At 45.7% G+C, this 24,260-nt stretch carries 16 protein-coding genes; 12 read left to right on the top strand and 4 right to left on the bottom strand.

Going from position 1 to position 24,260, the window contains the following annotated elements:
• A partial coding sequence (locus BHV83_RS09610) for a glycoside hydrolase family 2 TIM barrel-domain containing protein (RefSeq protein WP_286757446.1) occupies positions 1–1,170 on the top strand: 1,170 nt, incomplete at its 5' end.
• A 103-nt stretch (positions 1,171–1,273) separates the two neighbouring features.
• On the opposite strand, the gene BHV83_RS09605 is transcribed toward BHV83_RS09610, so the two are convergent.
• From BHV83_RS09605 to BHV83_RS09595, 3 genes are all read right to left on the bottom strand, one after another.
• The gene (locus BHV83_RS09605; protein WP_286757445.1) at positions 1,274–2,860 is read right to left on the bottom strand and encodes a sulfatase family protein; all 1,587 of its coding nucleotides are present in this window, start codon (positions 2,858–2,860) and stop codon (positions 1,274–1,276) included.
• Between the two features lie 202 nt (positions 2,861–3,062).
• Positions 3,063–4,778, bottom strand: coding sequence for a RagB/SusD family nutrient uptake outer membrane protein (locus BHV83_RS09600; RefSeq protein WP_286757444.1), 1,716 nt, complete (start codon positions 4,776–4,778; stop codon positions 3,063–3,065).
• 13 nt (positions 4,779–4,791) lie between these two features.
• Positions 4,792–8,028, bottom strand: a complete 3,237-nt coding sequence (locus BHV83_RS09595) for a SusC/RagA family TonB-linked outer membrane protein (RefSeq protein WP_195489711.1) — start codon at positions 8,026–8,028, stop codon at positions 4,792–4,794.
• 1,109 nt (positions 8,029–9,137) lie between these two features.
• Here BHV83_RS09595 and BHV83_RS09590 point away from each other — a divergent pair.
• The 4 genes from BHV83_RS09590 (at position 9,138) to BHV83_RS09575 (ending at position 13,445) form a co-directional block, all read left to right on the top strand.
• Positions 9,138–11,066, top strand: coding sequence for a heparinase II/III family protein (locus BHV83_RS09590; protein ID WP_286757443.1), 1,929 nt, complete (start codon positions 9,138–9,140; stop codon positions 11,064–11,066).
• Positions 11,067–11,073: 7 nt separating this feature from the next.
• Positions 11,074–12,285, top strand: a complete 1,212-nt coding sequence (locus BHV83_RS09585; RefSeq protein WP_005647072.1) for a glycoside hydrolase family 88 protein — start codon at positions 11,074–11,076, stop codon at positions 12,283–12,285.
• Between the two features lie 72 nt (positions 12,286–12,357).
• Complete coding sequence (locus BHV83_RS09580) at positions 12,358–12,525, top strand: hypothetical protein (RefSeq protein WP_155143680.1); 168 nt, start codon at positions 12,358–12,360, stop codon at positions 12,523–12,525.
• Positions 12,526–12,545: 20 nt separating this feature from the next.
• Positions 12,546–13,445 carry an alkaline phosphatase family protein gene (locus tag BHV83_RS09575; protein ID WP_122115751.1) on the top strand — a complete coding sequence of 300 codons (900 nt, stop codon included), beginning with the start codon at positions 12,546–12,548 and terminating at the stop codon, positions 13,443–13,445.
• Here the strand turns inward: BHV83_RS09575 and BHV83_RS09570 are convergent.
• Complete coding sequence (locus tag BHV83_RS09570) at positions 13,438–17,469, bottom strand: hybrid sensor histidine kinase/response regulator transcription factor (protein ID WP_286757442.1); 4,032 nt, start codon at positions 17,467–17,469, stop codon at positions 13,438–13,440. The genes BHV83_RS09575 and BHV83_RS09570 overlap by 8 nt on opposite strands.
• 84 nt (positions 17,470–17,553) lie before the next feature.
• Here BHV83_RS09570 and BHV83_RS09565 point away from each other — a divergent pair, with 84 nt between their 5' ends.
• From BHV83_RS09565 to BHV83_RS09535, 7 genes are all read left to right on the top strand, one after another.
• Positions 17,554–18,588: an iron chelate uptake ABC transporter family permease subunit gene (locus tag BHV83_RS09565; RefSeq protein WP_005637378.1), complete on the top strand. Its 1,035-nt coding sequence runs from the start codon at positions 17,554–17,556 to the stop codon at positions 18,586–18,588.
• A gap of 7 nt (positions 18,589–18,595) precedes the next feature.
• Positions 18,596–19,639 carry an ABC transporter ATP-binding protein gene (locus BHV83_RS09560; RefSeq protein WP_005637376.1) on the top strand — a complete coding sequence of 348 codons (1,044 nt, stop codon included), beginning with the start codon at positions 18,596–18,598 and terminating at the stop codon, positions 19,637–19,639.
• Positions 19,640–19,695: 56 nt separating this feature from the next.
• Positions 19,696–21,048 (top strand): MATE family efflux transporter, encoded by a 1,353-nt coding sequence (locus tag BHV83_RS09555; protein WP_022321366.1) that lies wholly within the window; start codon positions 19,696–19,698, stop codon positions 21,046–21,048.
• A gap of 72 nt (positions 21,049–21,120) precedes the next feature.
• Complete coding sequence (locus BHV83_RS09550) at positions 21,121–21,693, top strand: DUF4251 domain-containing protein (protein ID WP_005637372.1); 573 nt, start codon at positions 21,121–21,123, stop codon at positions 21,691–21,693.
• A gap of 109 nt (positions 21,694–21,802) precedes the next feature.
• Entirely contained in the window at positions 21,803–22,186 is a 384-nt protein-coding gene (locus BHV83_RS09545; RefSeq protein WP_046451837.1) for a co-chaperone GroES, read from the top strand.
• Positions 22,187–22,281: 95 nt separating this feature from the next.
• Positions 22,282–23,079: a sulfide/dihydroorotate dehydrogenase-like FAD/NAD-binding protein gene (locus tag BHV83_RS09540; RefSeq protein ID WP_005637368.1), complete on the top strand. Its 798-nt coding sequence runs from the start codon at positions 22,282–22,284 to the stop codon at positions 23,077–23,079.
• 18 nt (positions 23,080–23,097) lie between these two features.
• Positions 23,098–24,260: FAD-dependent oxidoreductase (locus BHV83_RS09535; RefSeq protein WP_286757441.1), on the top strand; the 1,163-nt coding region annotated here is incomplete at its 3' end.

Here is a 24,260-nt window from a genome sequence, read left to right as displayed (position 1 = left end):
GATGCCGAGAAAGGTTTCTTTCTGAATGGGGAACATCTGAAACTGAAAGGAGTATGCCGCCACCAGGATCGGGCGGAAAGGGGAAATGCGCTTTATAAAATGCATCACGATGAAGATGCGGCCATTATGGTCGAGATGGGGGCTAATGCCGTTCGTCTGGCTCATTATCCGCAAGCGACTTACTTTTATGACCTGATGGATAAATACGGAATTGTCACCTGGGCTGAAATTCCGCAGATCGGGCCGGGCGGATACCAGGACCAGGGCTACATCAACCAGCCTTCTTTCCGGGAGAACGGGAAAGAGCAGTTGAAAGAATTGATTCGCCAGCATTATAATCATCCGTCGATCTGTTTCTGGGGGTTGTTCAATGAGTTGAAGACCATCGGAGACAATCCGACCGAGTATATCGAGGAATTGAACGACCTGGCCCATCAGGAGGACCCGACTCGCCTGACAACATCTGCCAGCTTCCTTTCTTACGATGATGATATAAATAAGGTGACTGATGTGATAGCCTGGAACCAGTATTTCGGTTGGTATGGCGGTTCTCCTTCCGATATGGGGAAATGGCTGGATGCCAATCATAAGGCACATCCGGAGTATAAGATTGCCATCAGCGAATATGGGGCAGGGGCGAGCATCTACCATCAGCAGGATTCCGTGAAACGGGGGATTGCTTCCGGTTGGTGGCATCCGGAGAATTACCAGACTTATTATCATATCGGAAACTGGAAAGCATTGGCGGAACGTCCGTTCGTCTGGGGTTCTTTCATTTGGAACCTGTTTGACTTCGGTGCGGCTCACCGTGTGGAAGGCGATCGTCCCGGTATCAACGACAAAGGGCTGGTGACTTTCGACCGCAAGGTGAAAAAAGATGCTTTCTATTTCTATAAGGCAAACTGGAATACCGAGGAACCATTTGTTTACATCACGAACCGCCGCCACCGCGACCGTTCCTTGGCTGTTACGGACATCATGATCTTTTCTAATCAACCAGAAGTCGAATTGTTTGTAAACGGAAAAAGCCTCGGCCGGCAGAAGCCGGATGAATATGCGACATTCGAGTGGAAAGGGGTTGCTCTGCAGGATGGGGAGAATACGATAGAGGCTCGTTCCACCCAAAAGAAGAATCCAGTGAATGATAAGGTGGTCTGGACGGTGAAATAATAATAGTTAGAATTTTTAAGGGAGGTGCCAAAATTCCTCTCTCTTGTCGGGAATTAATCCCCCGACAAGAGAGAGATTTCTTTTTTTTGACATTCCCCTTTTTTTATTCCTTCCCGTAAGGGATCAGCTCTTTCAGTATTTGTTCTTTATACCACGGATCGTCTGCTTCTTTCAGTAAGGGGATCACCTGTTTGCATAAGTCGGATACGATTCCCTTATTCTCCTGCCAAGGGAGATTCTGCATCTGATACGGATCTTCCAGGTCATTAAACAAAAGGATGTCCTTGAGTTCTTTTGTCTTTCGGTCGATTGTGAGTGACATGGTATATTGATGTGTTTTGATCCCTCTCGACACCGGAAAATAAGAAATGACTTTTCCATCGGCATCCTTTTCCCCATCGATATTTTTGATGTACAAGGCTCCCTGACGCAAAGGAACGGAAGAATCCTCTCCTGTAAAACGTCCCGCATAATTCCGCCCTTCCACAGTGGCCGGAATCTGTTTTTCCAGACCGCACAGTCCGAGTATGGTCGGCATGATATCAGGAGAAGACAACAATAGTTCGCTGTCGATCCGAGGTATTACTTTTCCAGGAAAACGAACTATGAACGGGACGTTCATGCTTTCTGCATAAGGTGAGTTTTTGGGATCGTCCGTATTTTGGCTGCACATGGTTTCTCCATGATCGGAAGAGAAAATAACGAGGGTGTTCTTGTCCAATCCCTGTTTTTCGAGTTCGTCCAGTATTCGTCCGAAAGCCCGGTCGACACCTGTCACCGATGCAAAGTAATAACGTACGGATGGTGCTTTTTTCATTTCCCGGTTTGCATTCGGGCGAATCAGCAGGCTGTCCAACGGAAGGTCTTTGTATAAGTTGTAATCTTCTTCCATGCAATCTTCCAATGAGGCATACGGACTGTGAGGCGGATTGAAACTGACCATCATAAAAAACGGTTTATTTGGGTCCCGCACGTTTCCTTCATTCCGTAAGTAGGAGATTACTTTATCCGCCTCATGTGCGGGCGACCACTCGTTTATCTCGTGTTTGACGCCTTCGGTATCCCAATAGTGCGGATGCTTGTGCACGTCATAGGTCCCGTACGAATACCAATAGTCGAAACCGTGCCGGCGTTCTGCCGGAGTGTAGGCATCCCAAGCCGGAACACGGTCTTCCACATATTTTCCGGGACGTTCCGGGTCATTGGGAGTCGGGCAGTCGACATGCAGTTTCCCGATATAAGCACAGTTATATCCGGCTTGGCTGAACACGTCGCTAATGCAGGTCGCATCTTTGCGCAATGAACTGATCGGGCGGTTGGCATTACAGTTCAGAGGTACTCCGCTATGTTCCGGATACATCCCCGTTAACAATATTCCCCGGTGCGGACTGCTCAGCGGGCAGTTGCTCATGGCCGAAGTCAGCACAACAGATTCTTTCGCAAACCGGTCCAGATTAGGCGTATGCACCGGATCTCCCTCGAAATTCACCGCATCCCGGAATCTCGCCTCTCTCCAGAAACCCATCGCATGGTTACGCATTTGGTCTGGAAAAACATAAATTACGTTTGGAGTACTTGATAAATTCAGGGAGGTAACAGGCTTTTCTTTGCATCCCTGAAAGGAGAAAAGAAGAATACTCCCTAAAAGATATGCCGCTTCGTGGTTGGAATGATTGAGTTGTTTATACATATGTTTATTGATTTATTGAACGTAATGATATTTTGCAATTCATTTTTCCTGGTCTTGATAAGATGGAGATGAGATTCAATGTTCACATTGTTGTCAGTATTGAAAGGTGTTCCTCTTTCTGATGGGAGCATATGAACTACCAATAAACAAATAAAAGGACAGACATAGCAGTCTGCCCTTTTATTTGTTTATTGGTAGGTGATTACCATCCTGGGTTCTGATCTTCTTTCAGACTTGGGTTTTTCTGAATTTCATTATTTGGAATCGGCCATAAATAGTCCCGAGACTGAACGACACGGTTGTAATAGAATTGTCCGGTAAAGCCTTTTACTTCTCCGGCCAAAGTTTCCAGTAATCCCCAACGTTTCATATCACTGAAACTTAACCCTTCGCCAGCCAGTTCGACTGCACGCTCATGTCTGATTCGTTCGAATACTTGTTCTTTGGTAGTTGCCTGCAGATAACTTGGACCGCTATTAAGTCCCGGCATGTCGACGCGTGCACGGACTTGGTTGATCAAGTCGACTGCTTTTGTCTGTTGGTCTGTCTGGTTGTAGCATTCAGCCAGCATTAACAATACATCGGCATAGCGGATCGGCGGGAAGTTGATCGGTGTATCTTCGCGGTTATTGATAGCACCATTCATGTCATATTCGGCTACAAATTTACGCCACAAATACATTTCGTAGTTTCCGTTAACACGAATAAAACCGTTCTTTTCGTTTGTCTGTCCGGATTTTTCTGTGATAACATATTCTGTATCCATCGGAGCGTTGGAATACCAACCTTTATAAGTCGTGTACGGCATAATGATGGAAGCCATCATACGCGGGTCACGCTTGTTGTACATTTCTAATAACTTGTCTTTTGCGGCGGGATAGGTGGCCACTTTGTTTAACCCTTCGTTTAATGTCGCATAGAATGTTTCTTTCTTGACTGCATCATTTTCATTGAATCCCGGAATAACTTCATTCCAATCGAAAGCACGTCCGTCTTTCCATTCGTAAGAATCAACGAAGTCAGTAGCTGCCATTACATTGTTCCAGCAACTTCCATAAGAGGCACGGCTTCCCATATAGAATGTCATCGGCATACCGAAATCAGTACCGACACCACCGATATTTTGAATTGCAAAGATCATTTCTGAACTTTCATCTCCACCTGGTTTGAATAGGTTTTCATAATCTGAATACAAAGCATACTTACCGCTGTTGATAACATTCTCAAAGCATGTGGCTGCTTCTTGGTATTGTTTGTTGTAGAGAAGGACTTTTCCTTTCAATGCCATTGCAGCTCCGGATGTCGCACGTCCTTTATTTGATTCATCCCAATCTGCCGGTAAATGAGCAATCGCTTCATCCAGGTCTTTGATGATAAATGTACGGACTTCTTCTGCCGAGCTTCTTGGTTTCAACATATTGGAGAAGTCTTCCGCAACGATAGTTGTCTCATCATAAATCGGAACTCCACCCCAAAAATCGAGTAAGGTGAAATAGTAGAGGGCACGCATAAAACGGGCTTCCGATTTGTAGCGGGTTTTCAGTTCGTCGGACATATCACATTGGTCGACGTTCTGTAATACAATATTAGCACGTGTGACGCCTTCATACAGTTGTTTGAACTTATCGCCGACGGCTCCTTCCGTAGTGGTATAAGTACCACGGCCGATGTTTGGATACGAAGGTGCGTCATATCCGGCACCTACGCCACCTAAACAGTCAAAACCGAATTGACGGCCGAAAACATCGTTGTGTGTCATTTGGCTGTAAACTCCCATCATTGCCTGATCGGCATGTTCTTGTGTCTGGAAGAATGTTCCGGCACTTAACTGATCTTCCGGATAACGGTCCAAGTCGTAGCAGCTACTCATTAACAGAAGTGATGCTGCACAAGTGAAAAATAATTTATACTTATTCATAATGCTTTTTCAATTAAAAGGTTACATTAATACCTAAAACCGCTGATTTCATTGCCGGATAAGCCAGCCCGCTGATTTCAGGATCAAATCCTCTGTAAGATGTAAATGTGAAGAAGTTTTCCAAACTGCCATAGAAACGAAGTCTTTCCAATTGCATCTTCTTCGTAATAGATTTAGGCAATGAATAGCCTAATTGAATGTTACGAATCTTCAAGAAGGCTTTGTTCTCCAAGTAGAAATCACTCATTTGAGTGTTGATCTGATTCTGGGATTGTAACAAGCGCGGGTAGATAGCGTCTGTACGGCCTTCAACCCATCTTCCTTCTGCAACATCTTTGTTCAACTGGTAGCCGAAACGTACGGTTGAAGTGTTTGCCAATGCATTTTGCCAGTAAACTTTCACACCTGCCTGTCCTTGGAACAGAACGGAAAAGTCGAATCCTTTGTAGGCGGCATTCAGGTTCAAACCGAATTGGAATTTCGGGTTCGGGCCGTCGCTGACGATTTCGCGGTCATCCATGTCGATAATACCGTCTCCATTGATGTCTTTGTACAGTAAATCTCCTTTTTGAGGCGTACCGAATGCGGCAAACGGATTCACCTTTTTACCTGTCTTCTCGTCAATCGGTGCGTTGTCGATCATTTGTTGTACAAGTGCTAGATCAGCATCTGTTTGGATTATGCGGTCTGCACGCAATAAATATTGAGAATTGATGGAATGACCTTCCCAGATAATATTAGCCCCGTCATAAGAGATACCGCCTTTATCTGTTCCCTTGAACTTATTGACTTTGTTTTTTACGAATGTAAAGTTGCCGTTGACACCGTAGGAGAAATCTCCAATTTGGTCCTGCCAGCCGAGAGTCATCTCGATACCTTGGTTTGTAACAGTCGCACTGTTTTGTTTAGGAATGGATGCTGTTCCGTGTACGTCCGGTGCAGGCAAGTTGATCAAAATGTCTTTTGTTTTCTTATTGAAGTAATCGACAGTACCAGTTAATTTATTATTGACCAAACCGAAATCGAAACCGACATTTGTCATATAGGTAGATTCCCAAGTCAGATCCGGATTGGCCAGTCTGGCTTGTGCAAGACCTAATATCAGTGCGTTGTTCAACGTGTAGTTGAATGCAGAACCGGAGCTTGGTTTATTAGCGTAAGTTGCGATCGCGTCGTAGTTCCCAACGGAATTGTTACCCAAAGAACCATAAGATAAACGGAACTTTAGGTTGCTCAATCCTTTCTCCACCCAATCTTCCATAAAGGCTTCCTGATCCATACGCCATGCAACGGAAGCAGAAGGGAAGTAACCTGTACGGTTATTTGAAAGGAAGCGGGATGATTGGTCTGCACGAAGATTGACTTCTAGTAAGTATTTGTTTTCCCAATCCAGATTGATACGTCCGAAGAAAGAACGCATAGCCCATTCGGTGCTTGAACCGGAAGCTGTTGCATCACCGATTGCAGCATCGATCACGTTCAAACTTAAATCGATCATGTCATATTTTGTAGCAGAGAAGTTCTTGCTGCGATACATTTCCTGGCTGGCTCCGATCATTGCGTTCAAACCTAAGCGGTCATTCATGAAACGTTTCTCGTAGCGTGCTACAACATCTCCGAAGAAGCGTTCGGTTTTACCGTCGTAATTCATGATGTTGGTTTTTCCTCTGTTGGAGTAAGTGATCACGTTATCACGGAAGTTCCAACCGTCGATGAAAACAGGTTTCCGGCTTCGTTGTTCATCCACGAACTCATAAGAATATGATGCTGTAACAGAAAAGCCTTCGAACGGTTTCAACGTTCCGACGAAACGAGAACGCATATTGGTTTTGCGGATATTACCAGCTTTGCTGTTCAAACGGATCAAAGGGTTGTTATTCGCCGATTGTGCGTCGTCTTCACTATTATTCATAGCTCCGTATCGTCCGTCCGGTGCACGGAATACCATACCGGGAGTCGTTGCTGATGCGTAGGTGAACACATCATCAACAGATGTGTCTTTCTTGTCACTTGCCGTATATTTGGCAGATGGTTCCATGTTTGAAACATATCCGCTGACTTGTGCCCCTAAATTCAACCACGGTTTTACATCGGCTGAAATGTTTACACGTCCGTTATATTTTTCGAAGCCGGTATTTTCCATTACCCCCGGATTCTTTTGATAACCGAATGATGAATAGAAGCGGATTTTGTCACTACCGCCACTCATGGAGATGACGTGGTTGTGAGAAGTCGAAGGTGTAAATGTCTCGTCAATCCAGTTCGTATTCGGATATTTTAACGGATCTCGTCCACCATCTGCCCGCCATTCGTCTATGACAGCTTGTGAGAACTGAGCTTTCAAATTAGAATTGAGGTAGCCTTCGTTGATCAATTCCATATAAGTGGCATAATCAGAAACGGGGTCCATAGAGCTGGGGATACTTGGTGATGTGAATGAAACATACCCGTTATAGTCCAACTTAATAGAACCAGCTTTCCCTTGTTTGGTGGTAATCAAGATAACACCATTTGCAGCACGTGAACCATAAATTGCCGATGATGCGGCATCTTTTAATACGGTCATCGATTCGATATCCTGTGGGTTAACAGTGTTGATACCCGCTTCTACGCCGTCGATAATGACCAATGGGGAAGATTCATTCAGTGTTCCTTGACCGCGAACCTTGATCGACGCATTGTCGTTACCCGGCTGATTGGCCGTACCTTGTACGTTTACACCGGCTGCAAGACCTGCCAATGCATGGGATACGTTGGTAATAGGGCGGCTTTCTGTCAACTCTGCAACATTAATAGTTGATACGGACCCGGACAAGTTTACCTTTTTCTGTGTACCGTAGCCTACAACTACAACTTCGTCTAACGCCTGTGAGTCTTCGGCCAACTTAATGTTGAACGAAGTCTGATTGTTTACGGGGATTTCCTGATCCTTATATCCGATATAAGAAACAACAAGAATGGAATTAGGAGATACTTCCAGAGAAAAATTACCGTCCATGTCGGTAATTGTACCGTTGGTAGTTCCTTTTTCTACGACATTAGCTCCAGCGATAGGGCCCAGGGCATCTTCTACCACACCTTTGATACGGTGTTTTGCCTGTTGAGGAGAAGCTACAACAGGATTCGGCTCATTTGAGCCAAACGTATCGGTAGAAGGATTAGCGGAGGCCATTCCGATTGATGCCAGGAACATAGTAGCTCCCAGGAACATCGCTCTCGATACATAAAAGCGTTTAAAATCTTTTGTCATAATAACACCAGATTGATTAATAAATTGATAATAATTCTCATTTCTCTAAATAGGCACTTTGTGTTTTTTCAATTGTGTTTTTCACAAAAGTGTGTTACTGATCTAAGTTCTTCAAGAACTATGATGAAAACGTTGCAAATTTAGATGTTAATAATGTGTATGAATGTATACTTTTATCCATTTGATATGCACTAATCTTCCAACGGTGAGTTTTTAGCAATGTGTTAAATGTCTATATATTAACATATTGTGATTTGCATGTTTTGTATAACATATAAATTAAGCTTAATTGGCAATATATTTATTTAGAATTCAGTTTGTAATATTCACATAGGTATACATTGAAGTGTAAAAACGATACAGCTAAGGCAAATTCTCATAGTTTGGCAGATATGAATCATAAATGATGATTTATCATCATGATAGTTCAACATGGATTTCCGATTCAGCTTCACCCGTCTTTGATACCTTTTGATTGTCATGTCATACAAGGGTGATGGCAGATATCCGGACTGCCTTCACCTCAAAAATTTGCCTTCACTCTGTCTCGTCCTGATTTGGGTTGGTTATGTTCCTCTCGGTTTCACATCTATATAATTAAGTGAAAAACAAGGAGACTACAATATTGATTAATAAACAAATACACAGGCATTAACAGCTATTACTACCACTCCTTACCTTTTCGCCCTTAGTCGAAAAGGTTTTTGACCAGTGTCGAAAAGGCTTTTGACCTTGGTCGAAAAGGTATTCGACTAAAGGCAAAAGGTCTATGACCAGGCTGTTTGACAACAGAAACATACCCATTGTCACTTAATATAGAATCTTCCGAGGCCGACCTGGTCTCTGATGAAGGCAAACATAAGCGGTGAAGGCAATTCGCGGATGATGGCGAAACGCCATAGTTCTTGAAGAACTACGATAAAAATACTCTTTTGTGAAAGGTGCATATAGAAAAATGCAAGGTTCCGGTTTTGGAGGATGAGAATTATAATGTGGCAGGAAACACCTTAAATTTCCGCTTTTGGACAATCCGTGCACATGAATTGGATGAATATGTCTCTTTCTCATAGAGGGGACCTCTATTTTTGCGATATTGAAAAATAATACCTATGAGAACACAACGATTCATCACAATCGTGTGCCTGTTGCTTTGGACAGTCGCACACTTGCACGCGTATGAAAAACGCGACTTGTTGCAAAAAGAGGTCGATTTTGAGAAAGTCAAATCCGCGTTGATAATGGAGCAGAAGTGGGTGCCGTATCCTGATTATTCTGACCGGGCCGGTTGGGATAAACTCCTCGGTGATTATAAAGAAAAGTATATCCGGAAAGGAGAAAGTTATCTGGATTATGAGTGGAAGGTTGTGAAAGCGACCGATTATCTGGAGTTCGGACGAAGTGGTGACCGGGCGATTATGGAGAGTCCGTTCGGTAAAAACAATTCCGCACTCGGAAGTCTGTTCATGGCAGAGATGGCTGAAGGGAAGGGACGCTTTGTCGATCAGATTATCAATGGTGTTTTTGCAAGTTGTGAAATGACGAGCTGGGCATTGTCGGCCCATTTGGGATTACAGAAGGTCGGAGGATGCTTTCCGAGCTATGAAGAACATGTGATTGATTTGGGTTCAGGAAATCTTGCTTCCCAGTTGTCTTGGATTTATTATTACCTGAAACCTTCGTTCGATAAGGTAAATCCTTTGATTTCAAAAAGGCTGCGGCATGAATTACAGGTCCGCATCCTCGATACCTATATGAATGAAGATCATTTCTGGTGGATGGCGTTCAACCTGAAGCCTGGCGGATTGGTGAATAACTGGAATCCGTGGTGTAACTTCAATGTGCTGCAATGTTTCTTCCTGCTTGAGAATGATCGGGATAAATTGGCAAAAGCGGTTTACCGGACGATGACTTCCGTGGATCATTTCATCAATTATACGCATGGAGACGGAGGTTGCGAGGAAGGCCCTTCTTATTGGGGACATGCTGCTGGAAAGATGTACGATTATCTGCAGATGCTTTCTGACGGGACAGGTGGTAAAGTCTCCGTATTCGATCAGCCTATCATTAAGAATATGGGTGAATATATTGCCCGCTCTTATGTGGGGAACGGCTGGGTGGTCAACTTTGCCGATGCTTCTGCCAAAGGAGGAGGGGATGCCGATCTCATTTTCAGGTATGGGAAAGCAGTCGAAAGCCCTCTTATGATGAACTATGCTGCTTATCTCAAGAGTCTTTCTGATAAGGACGGTATTCCTTCCGGTGACCCTTTCCGTCTGTTCCAAACCTTGCTCTCCCGTGAAGAACTGGAAGGAATGAGTGCAGATTATCAGGCTCCCGGCTATTCCTGGTATCCGGAAACCGAATTTTGCTATATGACCAACAAGAATGGCTTTTTCGTGGCAACGAAAGGAGGCTATAATAATGAAAGCCATAATCATAACGATGCAGGGACCTTCTCCCTTTACTTGAATACGACGCCTATTTTTATCGATGCCGGAGTCGGGACCTATACCCGTCAGACCTTCAGTTCCGAACGCTATTCAATCTGGACAATGCAGAGTAATTATCACAACCTGCCTATGGTGAACGGTGTGCCACAGCAGTTCGGTTCGGAATTTAGGGCTACGGATGTGCACTTTGATCCGAGACGTATGTATTTCTCTGCAAATATTGCGACAGCTTATCCGGCAGAGGCAAATGTAAAAAAATGGGTCCGTTCGTACCAGTTGGGAAAGAACTCCCTGAAAATAGAAGATTCGTTCTCTTTGGACAAGGCGGATAAACCGAATCAAGTCAATTTCCTCACTTGGGGGAAGGTGGATGTGTCGGTTCCGGGAGTAGTCACGGTTGAAGTGAATGGCGAGAAAGTCCGGATGACGTATAATAAGAGCGCCTTTACACCGAATGTCGAAACGATCCGCCTGGACGATCCTCGCTTGTCGAATGTTTGGGGCGAACAGGTCTGCCGGATATCGTTGAACGCCAATAAGCAGCTGCTTTCCGGCTCCTATACTTATACAATAACAACAATAAAATAATTGGTACATGATGAAAAATTTGATTGCATTTGCTTTTTCGGCATTTCTGCTATCTTGTGCAGGTGCCCCTAAAACAGAGGAAAAAAGTTTTATTGACGAGAATATCGATTTTGCCCGTGCACAAATAGGGAATGAGATCGGTGTGATCGAAGCGAGTGGGAAATGCTTGAATCCGGTGACGCTTAAGACAGACAGTTCTGTCTATTATTGTGGTTATGCGGATTGGCGGAGCGGCTTTTTCCCCGGATCTGTCTGGTATTTGTATGAACTGACGGGCGACAGCACGTTGCTGCCGTTGGCCGCCAAATATACGGATGCCATAGAGGAAGCCAAAAACCTGACTTGGCATCATGATATCGGATTTATTGTAAATTGCAGTTTCGGGAATGGCTTGAGACTGGCAGGGACGCCTTCTTATAAAGATGTGATGGTGCAGGCTGCCAAGTCGTTGTCTACCCGCTTCCGTCCGGCTGCCGGGATTATCCAGTCGTGGGATGTGGAACGCGGATGGCAGTCTGAACGGGGTTGGGAATGTCCGGTTATCATTGACAACATGATGAATCTGGAACTGATGTTCGAAGCGACGCGTCTGTCCGGCGACTCTTCTTTCTATAAGATTGCGGTGTCGCATGCCGATCGTACCATGGAGGAACATTTTCGCCCGGATGGAAGTTGTTACCATGTGATTGATTACAGTATCAAGGATGGTAAAGTGCGCCATCGCCAGACGGCACAAGGATATGCCGACGAATCTATCTGGAGTCGCGGGCAGGCATGGGCTATCTACGGTTATGCGGTATGCTATCGTGAAACCAAGGACCGTAAATATCTGGATCAGGCCTTGAAAACTTTCAATATGATGAAGAACCTGGAGAATATGCCGGAAGATCTGATTCCTTACTGGGATATGTCGGCTCCGAATATCCCGAACGAACCACGCGATGTATCGACGGCTTCCTGTATCGCTTCCGCGCTTTATGAGATCAGTACGATGGATGTTCCGGATGCAGCCGGCTATAAAATGTATGCCGACAGTATCATGGTTTCACTTTCTTCTCCGGCCTATCGGGCTGCATTGGGCACGAATGGAAACTTCCTGCTGATGCATTCTGTTGGCAGCATTCCTCACAATTCGGAAATAGACGTCCCATTGAACTATGCCGATTACTATTATCTGGAAGCATTAAAACGTAAACGGGATATCGAGAAAGGTCTTTAATTAATGAGTATGCATTATGCTTAAATATCTATTTCCCTTATCATTTTTCTTTTTTATATAATATTCATAACTTTGCTTATCCGCGCGTATCGGAACCGGCAAGGAGAGTTTCCGTTCGATAAACCCTATTATTTGCTGATCGATATGTTGTTGGGTGGAGCTTGTATTGGCGAAGTCGATTCTCTGGCTTTGCCGGTGGAGATGAAAGTGGGGCGGGTACGATATTATAGGAAGGATTGATATATTTAATTTAAGATAGCATGAAAACAGGAAAGTTGATTTTAGCATTGGTATTTCTGATGTTGTTTGCCGATGCTTCGATGGCTGCCAAGTGGAAAGCCAAACATGTAGTTTTGATCGGTCTGGACGGCTGGGGCGCTTATAGTGTGAACAAGGCCGAAATGCCGAATGTGAAGAAGTTGATGGAAGAAGGATCTTATACGTTGAAAAAACGCTCTGTACTTCCGTCTTCCAGTGCCGTAAACTGGGCTTCCATGTATATGGGGGCGGGACCGGAACTTCATGGTTACACGGAATGGGGATCGCAAACTCCGGAACTGCCTTCCCGTGTAGTGAATAAGCACGGTATTTTCCCGACTGTGTTCAGCTTGCTTCGCGAGTCTGATCCGAAAGCTGAAATCGGCTGTATCTGTGAATGGGCGGGAATCCGTTACGTTGTCGATACGTTAGCTTTGAGTTATGATAAAAATATTACGGAAAAGCCGCAGAATCCGGCCACTGCCAAATGTGCGGTTGAATATATCAAGCGTGCACGTCCGGCATTGGTCAATATCGTTTTCGACGAACCCGATCATGTCGGTCATGCTGAAGGTCATGACACACCTGCCTACTATGAAAAGCTGAAAGAGCTCGACGGCTATATCGGCCAAATCATTCAGGCGGTTAAGGATGCAGGTATGTTGGATGAGACTATCTTTATCGTCACAGCCGATCATGGTGGTATCAAGAAAGGGCATGGCGGCAAGACCATGGAAGAAATGGAGACTGCCTTTATTATTGCCGGCAAGGGAATCAAGAAAGGATATGAATTCCAGGAAAGCATGATGCAGTTCGACTGTGCTTCGACAATCGCTTATATCTTCGGGTTGAAACAGCCGCAGGTTTGGATCGGACGTCCGATGATCCAGGTGTTTAAATGACCGTTTTCTTTCTGTATTCAGCCGGGGTAATTTCAAACTGGGCTTTGAAACAGCGGGTGAAATAACGCGGAGAACCGAAGCCCAGCCGGTCGGAGATGTCGGCGATCTGTAGATCGGGGTTTTCCGTCAACATGGTTGCGGCCCGCTTCAGTTTGCAGTTGAGGACAAAGTCATTGGGTGTCATACCTGTCAGTGCCTTGAATTTGGCATACAATGAACTTCGACTGAGTCCCAACTCGCGGGCCATCATATTCATGTCGAAGTCGATATTATCAAGATTCTTTTCAATGATCGAGTTGACCGTATCCAAGAACTTTTGGTCTATCGGGTTGCTTGCCAGCGATTGTGCATCGAAATCTTTCTGCTGGCTGAATTTCTTTTGCAGGATAATACGATTACGGACCAGGTTATTGCAACGCGCCAGTAATACCTTTGCATTGAATGGTTTGTTTATATAGTCGTCGGCGCCTCGTTGTAAGCCTTCGATATTTTGCTCGGCGGAAGTGAGTGCCGTAAGCAGTACGACCGGGATGTGACATACATCAAAATCATTTTTGATCTTCAAGCACATCTCTGTTCCAGACATTTCCGGCATCATGACATCGCTAACGATGATGTCCGGTCGTTCTGCGCGTGCCTTTTCCAATCCTTCTTTACCGTTTCGTGCCAGCAGGACGCGGTAGGTCGGTGAGAACAGGGAGTTGAGTATCTGGAGTAATTCTTCGTTGTCTTCGACCAGTAGGATCGTATGAGGGGAATCGTCTCCTTCGATCAATAGCTCTTTTTGTTCCGTATCGGAAAACTCTTCCATGTGATCGGAAAAGGCGACCGTGTCGGGAATCAGGCTTTCCGTTTGCTTTTTTTGCTGCTTTTGTGCCAGTTCTTCCTCGGTAAAATGCGTGCAGCCTTTCTGGAGATGGACAATGAAAATACTACCGTAGCCCGGTGTACTTTCCACTTGTATCGTTCCGTGGTGCAACTCGATTATGCTTTTGGTCAATGAAAGTCCGATCCCCGTGCTGGGAGTCTTGATGATATTCGAGATACCGTTTTCAGCCTGATAGAATCGGTCGAATATTTTGTCTATATCTTCTTTGCTGATACCGATACCGTTGTCGATAACTTTAATGGTAACTTCATTTTCTTTGTTTTCCAAAATCATTTCAATGGCTGCATTCGGTTTGGTATACTTGAAAGCATTGGATAGCAGGTTATAGAAGACTTTTTGCATTTGCTTCGGGTCGAAATAACACAAAACATTCTCTTGCGGAGCCGTGAAATTGTATGTGATGGAACGGCTGGACGCATATTCATAAAAAGACAGGTAAATCTCTTTCAGGAACGGGACGATGTCTTGCTCGTACACTTTCAGCTTCATATGCCCCTGTTCCAGTTTACGGAAATCCAATAACTCACTGATCAAGTTCCGCATATGATAGGTGTTTTTATATACTTTCAGCAGTTTGTTGTATACGGAAGGTGACAATGAACTGCTTTGTAATAAGAGTTCTATCTGGGAGATAATCGGCGTCAACGGTGTCCTGAACTCATGCGAGATGTTGGAGAAGAACTGTAGTTTTGCCTGATTCAACTCTTCGATCGCTTCTTTTTCCTTCCGTTCCATTTCCAGTGAAGTTTGCAACATGTATTGTGATTTCTTGAAACGGTAAATGCTGTACAGTATACTAATGATCAAGATGAAGTAGAGGAAATAAGCTAAGTTGGATGCATACCAGGGGGAATGGATATGAATGTCCATCTTGATGGTACGCGGTTGTTCCTGATTCGGGTCGTATTGTATTTCCCGGACGATGAGCGTGTACTTTCCGGGGTTCAAGTTCGTATAGAAAATATTGTTGTCTTTGCTGGGTATCCATTTCTTGTCGAAACCTTCCAACATGTATTCGTAAGACGCCTTTTTCAGCGTATTGACATAGTTGTTCGATGTAAAAGTGAAAATCAGATTATTTTGATTATAGGCCAGCTCTATTTCTCGAGTGAAAGGTAGGGCGGTGGCCAGCACCTTGTTGTGGTCGCCGGGAGAAACTTGTTCGTTGTTAATGAACAGGTCGGAAAAATATAGTTGGTAGTCTTTGGCGGAGTTGAACAACTGCTGTTCAAAGAATGTCGTCATGCCATTGCTGCTGCCGACGAATATTTCTCCGTTTTTGCAGACCAGGATTCCGCAACCGATGTTTATGCCTGTCAGAGGCAGGGCCGTCCCCAGTTCCACGACCTTGAACAGGTTTTGATCCGGATCGAAAAAGGTAATTCCTTTGTCGCCTGTTATCACTAATTGGTCCAGGGGCGACAAGGTGAGTTCATAGCAGTAGTCACTGGCGATGAAGCTATTTTCGGTTGTATATCCGATAAACCGTTTGTTCTTCTCGTCATAGTGGAACAGGCCGGAACCACGGGTTCCGAGGAAGATCCGTCCCTCTTTGTCTTCGATTATTTGAGATATGGGAAATGTTCCCAATCCGTTTTCACCAGAACGGTATTGTACCTTGTCTTCTTCATTTTCGAGGTTGATCTTCCAGACACCTTTGCCGTAGGCCAGCCAAATGTACCCTTTCGAGTCAATTAGGAAGCAGGTGTTCCCGTAATACTTACCGCTTTTGAACAATGGAGATACTTTTTCTGTATATAGATTCATTTTGAAGATTCCTTTCGGTCCGGTACAAATCAATTCGTCATTGTAGATTCTCATCTGGTTGATGCGGTCGCCTGCTATTACGGCATAAGACGGATCTTCGAAATAGGGATTTTTGAACCGTTTGTTTTTGATGTCGTAGATGGATAGTCCTCCGGTATGTGTTCCAATATACAGTTTGTTGCGTTCAGGGCTGTAGGCTATTGCCTTCAGGTTGTTATGAGCAATGGAGTTACGATTCTCATCGGCCATGAAGTAGGTGAATTTCTTCGTTTTCCGGTCGAAAAAGTTCAACCCACCTCCTTCGGTACAGATCCAGATATTATTGTCTTTATCTTCCACCATATTACCGACGAAAGGATAATTCAGGCAATCGTTCCGGCTGTTGTTAGCTGCATAAACCGTGAAAATATCTGTCTCCGGGTTGAAATAATTGACACCGCCGTAATAGGTCCCCAACCAGATCGTGCCTTGTCTGTCTTTGTAAACGGGGAATACGGATGAATGGGTCATGCTGCCGGGCAGAGGGTTGCGGGCATAAACTTCGAACTGATTGCTGGTCGGATTATATTTGTTTAGCCCGGTGAAAGTGCCGAACCAGATGTTTCCGAAGTTGTCTTCCACGAAATCCCGGACCTGGTTGCTCGATATGTTGTTGGGGTTGGAAGGATCGTAGCGGTAACGGGTGAAATTGCCGTGCACGTCCCTTTTGTACATGCCATTCATGCGAATGGATATCCAAAGATTATATTTGGAGTCTTCATATAGGTCGTAAATGTCTTCTCCCATGATCATACAGGTCAGGGATTTGTCGTCATTCATCCTGAAGAGTCCGTCTGTAGTGCCGATCCAGTACCGGCCGCCGGAATCTTCCAACAAACAGGTCGCACGCTGGTTCCGGTTTTCCAGCCTCGTGACGAAATCGAAATCGTTTTTATCCGGATTCCAGGTGAGTATGGAGTCAGCTATTCCTACCCATATTGTTCCTTTGATAGAAGCGACGGTATATACGTTTGATTTCTGTAGGCATGAGAATTTCTGTGTCTGGATGTCATAGCGGATCAAGGATTGATCGGAGTCGAAGAAAACATTTCCATCTTTGTCGCCGGCAATGAAGTGCGTCTGGTTACCTATCGGATTGGCGTTTTGGCGATGAAATTCAGATGGTTTGTATACTTTGGTCTGTACGCCGTCGTATATGCTGATTCCCTCTTCCGTCCCGAACCACATTCTACCCAAATTATCTTGGTAGATGGCCATGACGGAAAGTTGTGACAGGCCTTCCTGCATGCCTATATGCTTGAAATATATCGGGTATGTGCCGGAACAAAATCCTACAAGCAGTATGAGTGATATGATGATTCTTCTCATAGTATTATAGTATATAACATTAGCAGTTCTGTTGTTTAAGGGGCTAAGGTAAAAAATTTTTCCAAAAGCATTATCTTTGCAGGCATGAAAAAGCAAGTCTTCATTTTTTATCCGTTTTTGTTAGTTCTCCTGTTGCTGTTGTTTGCCGGCGGACTGGTTTATGGCGCTGTCTCGATACCCGTTGAAAGTGTGGTGAATATATTGCTGGGAGAGGGAACGGAGCGACTTGCATGGCAGAATATTGTGTTGCAGAGCCGTTTTCCCCAGGCTGTAACGGCTTTGTTAGCAGGTGCTTCGCTGGCTGTTAGTGGATTGTTGCTACAGACATTGTTCAGGAATCCGCTTGCCGGTCCTTCCATATTGGGAATCAGTGACGGGGCCAATCTGGGAGTCGCTGCGATCATGCTCTATTTCGGCGGTTCGTTGAGTATGGTGACCGATTTGCCGATCAGCGGTTATCTGGCGGTTATCATGGCCGCATTTAGTGGTGCGGCCTGTATTTTGGGATTGATTATTTATTTCTCGGCGAAGGTGAAGAATAACGTCATGTTGTTGATTATCGGTATTATGATCGGTTATCTCGCTTCATCATTGATTTCGGTTCTGAATTATTATGCATCGACTGACAAGGTGCATGCATTTGTGATGTGGGGATTGGGGAACTTCTCCGGGGTTTCCTTGCAACAGCTGCCTTATTTTGCCGGTTTTACCTGTATAGGATTGCTATTGGCCATTCTTTTGATCAAACCTCTGAATGCATTGCTCTTAGGAGAAATGTATGCTGCCAATTTAGGAATCAAGATCAGGCGGACGCGTATTCTGATCCTGTTGTGTACGGGATTGCTTACTGCGACTACGACTGCCTTTTGCGGGCCGATCTCCTTTATCGGGCTGGCGGTCCCGCATGTCGCACGTTTGATGTTGGGCTCATCCAATCATAAGATGCTGGTTCCTGTAACGTTGCTGACCGGTTCTTGCATCGCGTTGCTTTGTAATCTGTTGATGGTATTGCCGGGTACGCATAACATATTGCCGCTGAATGCCGTGACTCCGATGCTCGGCGCGCCTGTCATCATTTATGTAATTGTGAACCGGAAAAACATCCAATACTTTGACTGACCGATATATGACAAAAGTAGCTGCAATAGAAACAAAAGGACTTTGTATCGGTTACCTGCTGAAAGGCGGTAAGCGGAAAGTGGTCCATGAGGATTTGAACCTGCAACTCGTTTCGGGCGAGGTGACTTGTTTGTTGGGACTGAACGGTGCCGGTAAATCGACGCTGCTTCGTACGCTTTGTGGTTTTCAGCCTCCACTCGGAGGGGAAATACGTTTGATGGGGAAGCCTCTTTCCGGTTATTCGCAGGCAAACTTTTCCTTGACTGTCGGTGTTGTACTGACAGAAAAGACTAATGCAGGAGGAATTACCGTCTATGAACTGGTTTCGTTGGGCAGGCATCCTTATACCGGCTTTTTCGGACAGTTGAAGAAGCGGGATCATGTTATCATCGAGCAATCGCTTGAAGCTGCCGGCATAGCTCATAAAGCCAATAACTATGTCTCGGAGCTAAGTGACGGTGAACGGCAGAAGGCTATGATTGCCAAGGCGCTTGCCCAACAGTGCCCGATTATCCTGTTGGACGAACCGACCGCCTTTCTGGATGTGACCAGCCGTATCGAAACAATGGTTTTGTTGCATCGCCTGGCAGTCGAGCAAGAGAAAGCGGTTCTGCTTTCTACTCACGACCTGGACCTGGCTATCCAAATGGGGGATTGCCTCTGGCTACAGGAGAAAGGACGTCCGATGGCTTGCGGAACTCCCGAAGACCTGATTATGAGTGGAGCTTTTGAATCTTTTTTCGGTAAGGAGGGAATCGTATTCGATCCGGCAACCGGAAAGCTGAATACGGAAGCTCCTACGTCACCCATCGGTGTGGAAGGCGACTTTCTGACTTCTTATTGGGTAGGGAATGCTCTGATCCGTAATGGTTACCGTCCTTCGCCCGTAAAGGAAGGGCAGTTGAATATCACTTGCAAGAGCCCGCATGAACTGGTTGTGGCTTTCCCTGAGGGCTGCAAGGAAGAACTCCGGACGGTGGCGGAGCTTGTCTCTCTTATCGGCATGAGAAAAAGTTTTTATGGACATGGAAACAACGTTTCTCGCTTATGACAATAAATTTTCCCGGTAGGAAATAAAAGTTTTGTTTAAGATTAAAAGGAATAAATATGGCAAACGAAATAACATGGCGGCTGGAGCATGAGAGGATCGGCCGGTTGTTGTTGCATTATGCGATGCCGGCAGTGATCGGTACAATGGTGAATGCTCTTTATAATATTGTCGACCGTATCTTTATCGGTCAGGGAGTCGGTCCGCTGGCAATGGCAGGATTGACGCTGACATTCCCTATTCTGTTGTTCCTCCAGGCGTTCGGAATGCTCATCGGGGCGGGGGCTGCGACGCGTGTCTCCATCTATCTGGGACGAAGGGAGAATGAGATGGCGGAAAAGGTATTGGGGAATGCTTTCACCTTGACATTCATCATAACGCTTGCGACAGTAGTTCCCTGCATGATCTGGATGAAAGATTTATTACTGGCTTTCGGGGGAAGCGAACAGACCATCCCGTATGCGCAGGACTATCTGAATATCGTGGTTCCGGGGACGCTCCTGACCTCCCTCAGTTTTGGCTTCAACGCTGTCATGCGTGCTTCCGGCTATCCGAAGAAAGCAATGTTTACCATGCTGATCGGGGCGATAACCAATGTGATACTCGATCCTATTTTCATTTTCTGGCTGGATATGGGGATTAAGGGAGCTGCCATCGCGACGATCATCTCGATGCTGCTCTGCACTCTTTTTGTCATGAACCATTTTGTCCAGAAAGACAGTATCGTCCGTTTCCATAAAGGGACGTTCAAGCTGGAAAAGCATGTGGTATGGAATATCCTGACGATCGGTGTTTCGCCTTTTGCCATGCAGTTGGCGGGAAGTTTGGTGGTGGTGATCCAGAACTATGCACTCAAACAGCATGGGGGAGACTTGGCATTGGGGGCAAACGGCATTATCACCAGTGTCGGAATGCTTTTGGTGATGCTGATTATCGGGATCGCGCAGGGAATGCAGCCGATTGTCGGTTTCAATTTCGGGGCAAAGAAATACGAGCGTGTCCAGGAAACGCTACGTCTGGTCATCATAACCTCTACCATTATCATGGGAGTCGGCTGCTTTTGTAGCGTGGCGTTTCCGAAATTGATCACCCGTGCCTTTACGAACGATCCTGATTTATTGGATGTGACGGCAAATGGCTTGCGGATCAGTTTGCTGGTATTTGTGGTTGTCGGTTCGCAGATCTCGATCAGCCAGTTTTTCCAAAGCATCGGGATTGCTTGGAAGGCTATGTTTTTGAGTTTAAGCCGCCAAGTCTTGTTCCTGATACCGGCGATGTTGCTGTTCTCCCGCTTTTGGGGGTTGGATGGTGTCTGGTATGCTGCTCCCTTCTCTGATTTTGTTGCGGCTGTAACTGCTTGGCTCTTTTTGTGGTATCATGTTAAAAACATGAAAAGTAAGAATTCGGATTGAACTTTTTAGTATCTCGTTTGTCATACTATATGAAAGTAGATTGATTAGGTTTCAACTAAAAGAATGAGAAGTATGAAAAGAGTATTATTATTACTGGCTGTCCTGCTATTTAGTGCAGGGACAATGATGGCCCAGCAGGATAAAGCTGCCGAGAAGGCTGCTAAGAAAGCAGAAAAAGAAGCGAAGAAAGCTGCCGAAGCAGCAGAACAGATGGCCTTGTTCGAACAAGGTGTACAAGCACTGAAGGAGAAAGATTTTGTATTGGAAGCCGAACGTGTCGAGTTTAAGCGTGGACAATTCGTCTATGTGACCCCGAGCACGAACTTCGTTTCCATGAAAGGTGACCGGGCGACTATCCAGTTGGCTTTCAATACTGCCGCTGCCGGCCCGAACGGGATCGGGGGGATAACGGTCGATGGCAGTGCTTCAAATATAGAGATGAAAACAGACAAAAAAGGAAATGTTACGTTTAGTATGATGGTACAAGGTGTTGCAGTCTCCGCCAATGTGACAATCCGTATGGTAAAAGGCACGAACAAGTGTACGGCAACTGTGAGTCCGAACTTCAACAGCAACCGTATTTCGTTTACCGGTTATCTGTATCCGTCGGATCAGTCCAACGTGTTTAAGGGGCGTGCCATCTGACGTGTAGATTCTTTTGTTCAGGAAAAGCTGCTTTCGGAAAGGGAAGCAGCTTTTTTTGTGCAACGTATTTTATATCTTTGTCCGTCAAAATATCATAAACATAAAAGTCATGCAATTAGCAATAGATCAGAAAGACATAGATAAGTTCCTGATGGTGGGTGACAAGGTGCTTATCAAACCGAAGAACCCGCAGAGTCAGACAAAATCCGGATTGTATCTGCCGCCTACTGTCCAGCAGGAGAAGATTCAGAGCGGCTATATCATCAAGGTCGGTCCCGGTTTCCCGCTTCCTTCCCAGAGTGAGGAACATGAAGTATGGGAAAAGAAAACAGAGGGTGAGGTGCATTATCTTCCTTTGCAGGCGCATGAAGGCGATTTGGCTGTATTTCTACAGAATGCGGCTTACGAGATCAATTTTAATGAAGAGAAGTTCCTGATCGTCCCTCATTCGGCTATTTTGATGTTGGTTCGTGACGAAGGTTTGTTCGAATAACTCCTTTTTGTTTGGCAAAATACTGTGCTATCCAGTTTTTTGATGTATTTTTGCAACCAAATCAACAAGACTAACTATCAATAGTAGCGATTATAATGAATAAAATTGTAAGTAAAGAACATTTCTCTGCCAACGTAGTGAAACTGGAAGTGGAAGCACCTTTGATTGCCCGCTCCCGTAAGGCAGGCCACTTTGTTATCGTGAAGGTGGGTGAGAAAGGTGAACGCATTCCCCTCACCATTGCCGGAGCTGATACGACGAAAGGAACTATCACACTCGTGATCCAGGCTGTAGGAGGTTCGTCAAAAAAGATATGCGAACTGAATGCCGGTGATTATATTACCGATTTGGTCGGCCCGCTGGGGCAAGCCACCCATATCGAGAAAGTCGGTACGGTCGTATGTGCCGGCGGTGGTGTCGGTGTGGCTCCTTTATTGCCGATCGTGGAGGCTTTTCATAAGGCGGGCAACCGTGTGATTGTAGTGCTGGCCGCCCGTACGAAGGAGCTGGTTATCTTGGAAGAGCAGATGCGCGCCAACTCCGATGAGGTGATCGTGATGACAGACGACGGTTCTTACGGTACAAAAGGTTTGGTGACGAATGGCGTGGAAAGTGTGATCAACCGTGAAAAGGTGGATTTGTGCGTCACGATCGGCCCGGCCGTCATGATGAAATTCGTCTCTGCCCTGACGAAGAAATACGAGATCCCGACAGTCGCCTCTTTGAATACGATTATGGTGGACGGGACCGGAATGTGCGGCGCTTGCCGTATTACGGTCGGAGGAAAGACGAAGTTCGTCTGTGTGGACGGACCGGAATTCGATGCTCACCAAGTAGATTTCGATGAGATGCTGATGCGCCTCGGTGCTTATAAAGATATTGAAAAGAAATAACGAAACCACAGTAAACAAATGACAACAGAAGAACTGATCGCTGCCCGTCGTGCCGAACCGTGGAGAGAAGCACTGCGTAAAAGCAAAAAAAATAAGGAACGTACGGATATCCCCCGTGTAGAAATGAATGAGCTGGATGCGGAATACCGCAGCCATACCCGCCTCGAAGAGGTAAACCTCGGATTGACGAAGGAGCAGGCCATGCAGGAAGCCCAGCGTTGTCTGGACTGTCCGAATCCGACCTGTATGCAAGGATGTCCGGTAAGTATCAATATCCCGACGTTTGTGAAGAACATCGAACGGGGAGAGTTTCTGGAAGCAGCCAGAGTGCTGAAGGAAACAAGTGCATTGCCGGCTGTCTGCGGCCGTGTATGTCCGCAGGAAAAACAGTGCGAAAGCAAGTGCATTCATCTGAAGATGGGTAAACCGGCTGTCGCTATCGGTTACTTGGAACGTTTTGCCGCCGATTATGAACGGGAAAGCGGAAACATTTCCGTTCCGGAAGTAGCGGAGAAGAACGGCATTAAGATTGCCGTTGTCGGTTCAGGTCCCGCCGGCCTTTCGTTTGCCGGTGATATGGCAAAGCGTGGCTATGACGTGACGGTGTTCGAAGCTTTGCACGAAATCGGTGGTGTGTTGAAATACGGTATTCCCGAATTCCGCCTGCCGAATAAGATTGTGGATGTAGAAATTGAAGGGCTGCGCAAGATGGGTGTGAAGTTCATGACAAACTGTATTGTCGGCAAGACAATCAGTTATGACGATCTGCATGCGGATGGTTTCAAAGGAATCTTCGCTGCCAGCGGCGCCGGGCTTCCTAACTTTATGAATATTCCGGGAGAGAACCTGGTCGGGGTGATGTCTTCCAACGAATACTTGACACGTGTCAATCTGATGGATGCTGCCAATCCGGATAGCGATACGCCTGTCTTGCAGGGTAAGAAAGTGGCTGTCATCGGTGGTGGCAATACAGCAATGGACTCGGTCCGTACTGCTCGCCGCTTGGGTGCCGAACGTGCCATGATCGTTTATCGCCGTAGTGAAGAAGAGATGCCCGCACGCTTGGAGGAGGTGAAACATGCCAAAGAGGAAGGTGTGGAGTTTATGACCTTGCATAATCCGGTCGAATATCTTGGTGACGAACGGGGCCGTGTCAAACAGATGCGCTTGCAGAAGATGGA

This window comes from Parabacteroides sp. merdae-related_45_40 (assembly GCF_001915675.1).
The sequence above is the reverse complement of the archived record's forward strand: the minus strand, read 5'-3'. Positions and strand labels throughout refer to the sequence as shown.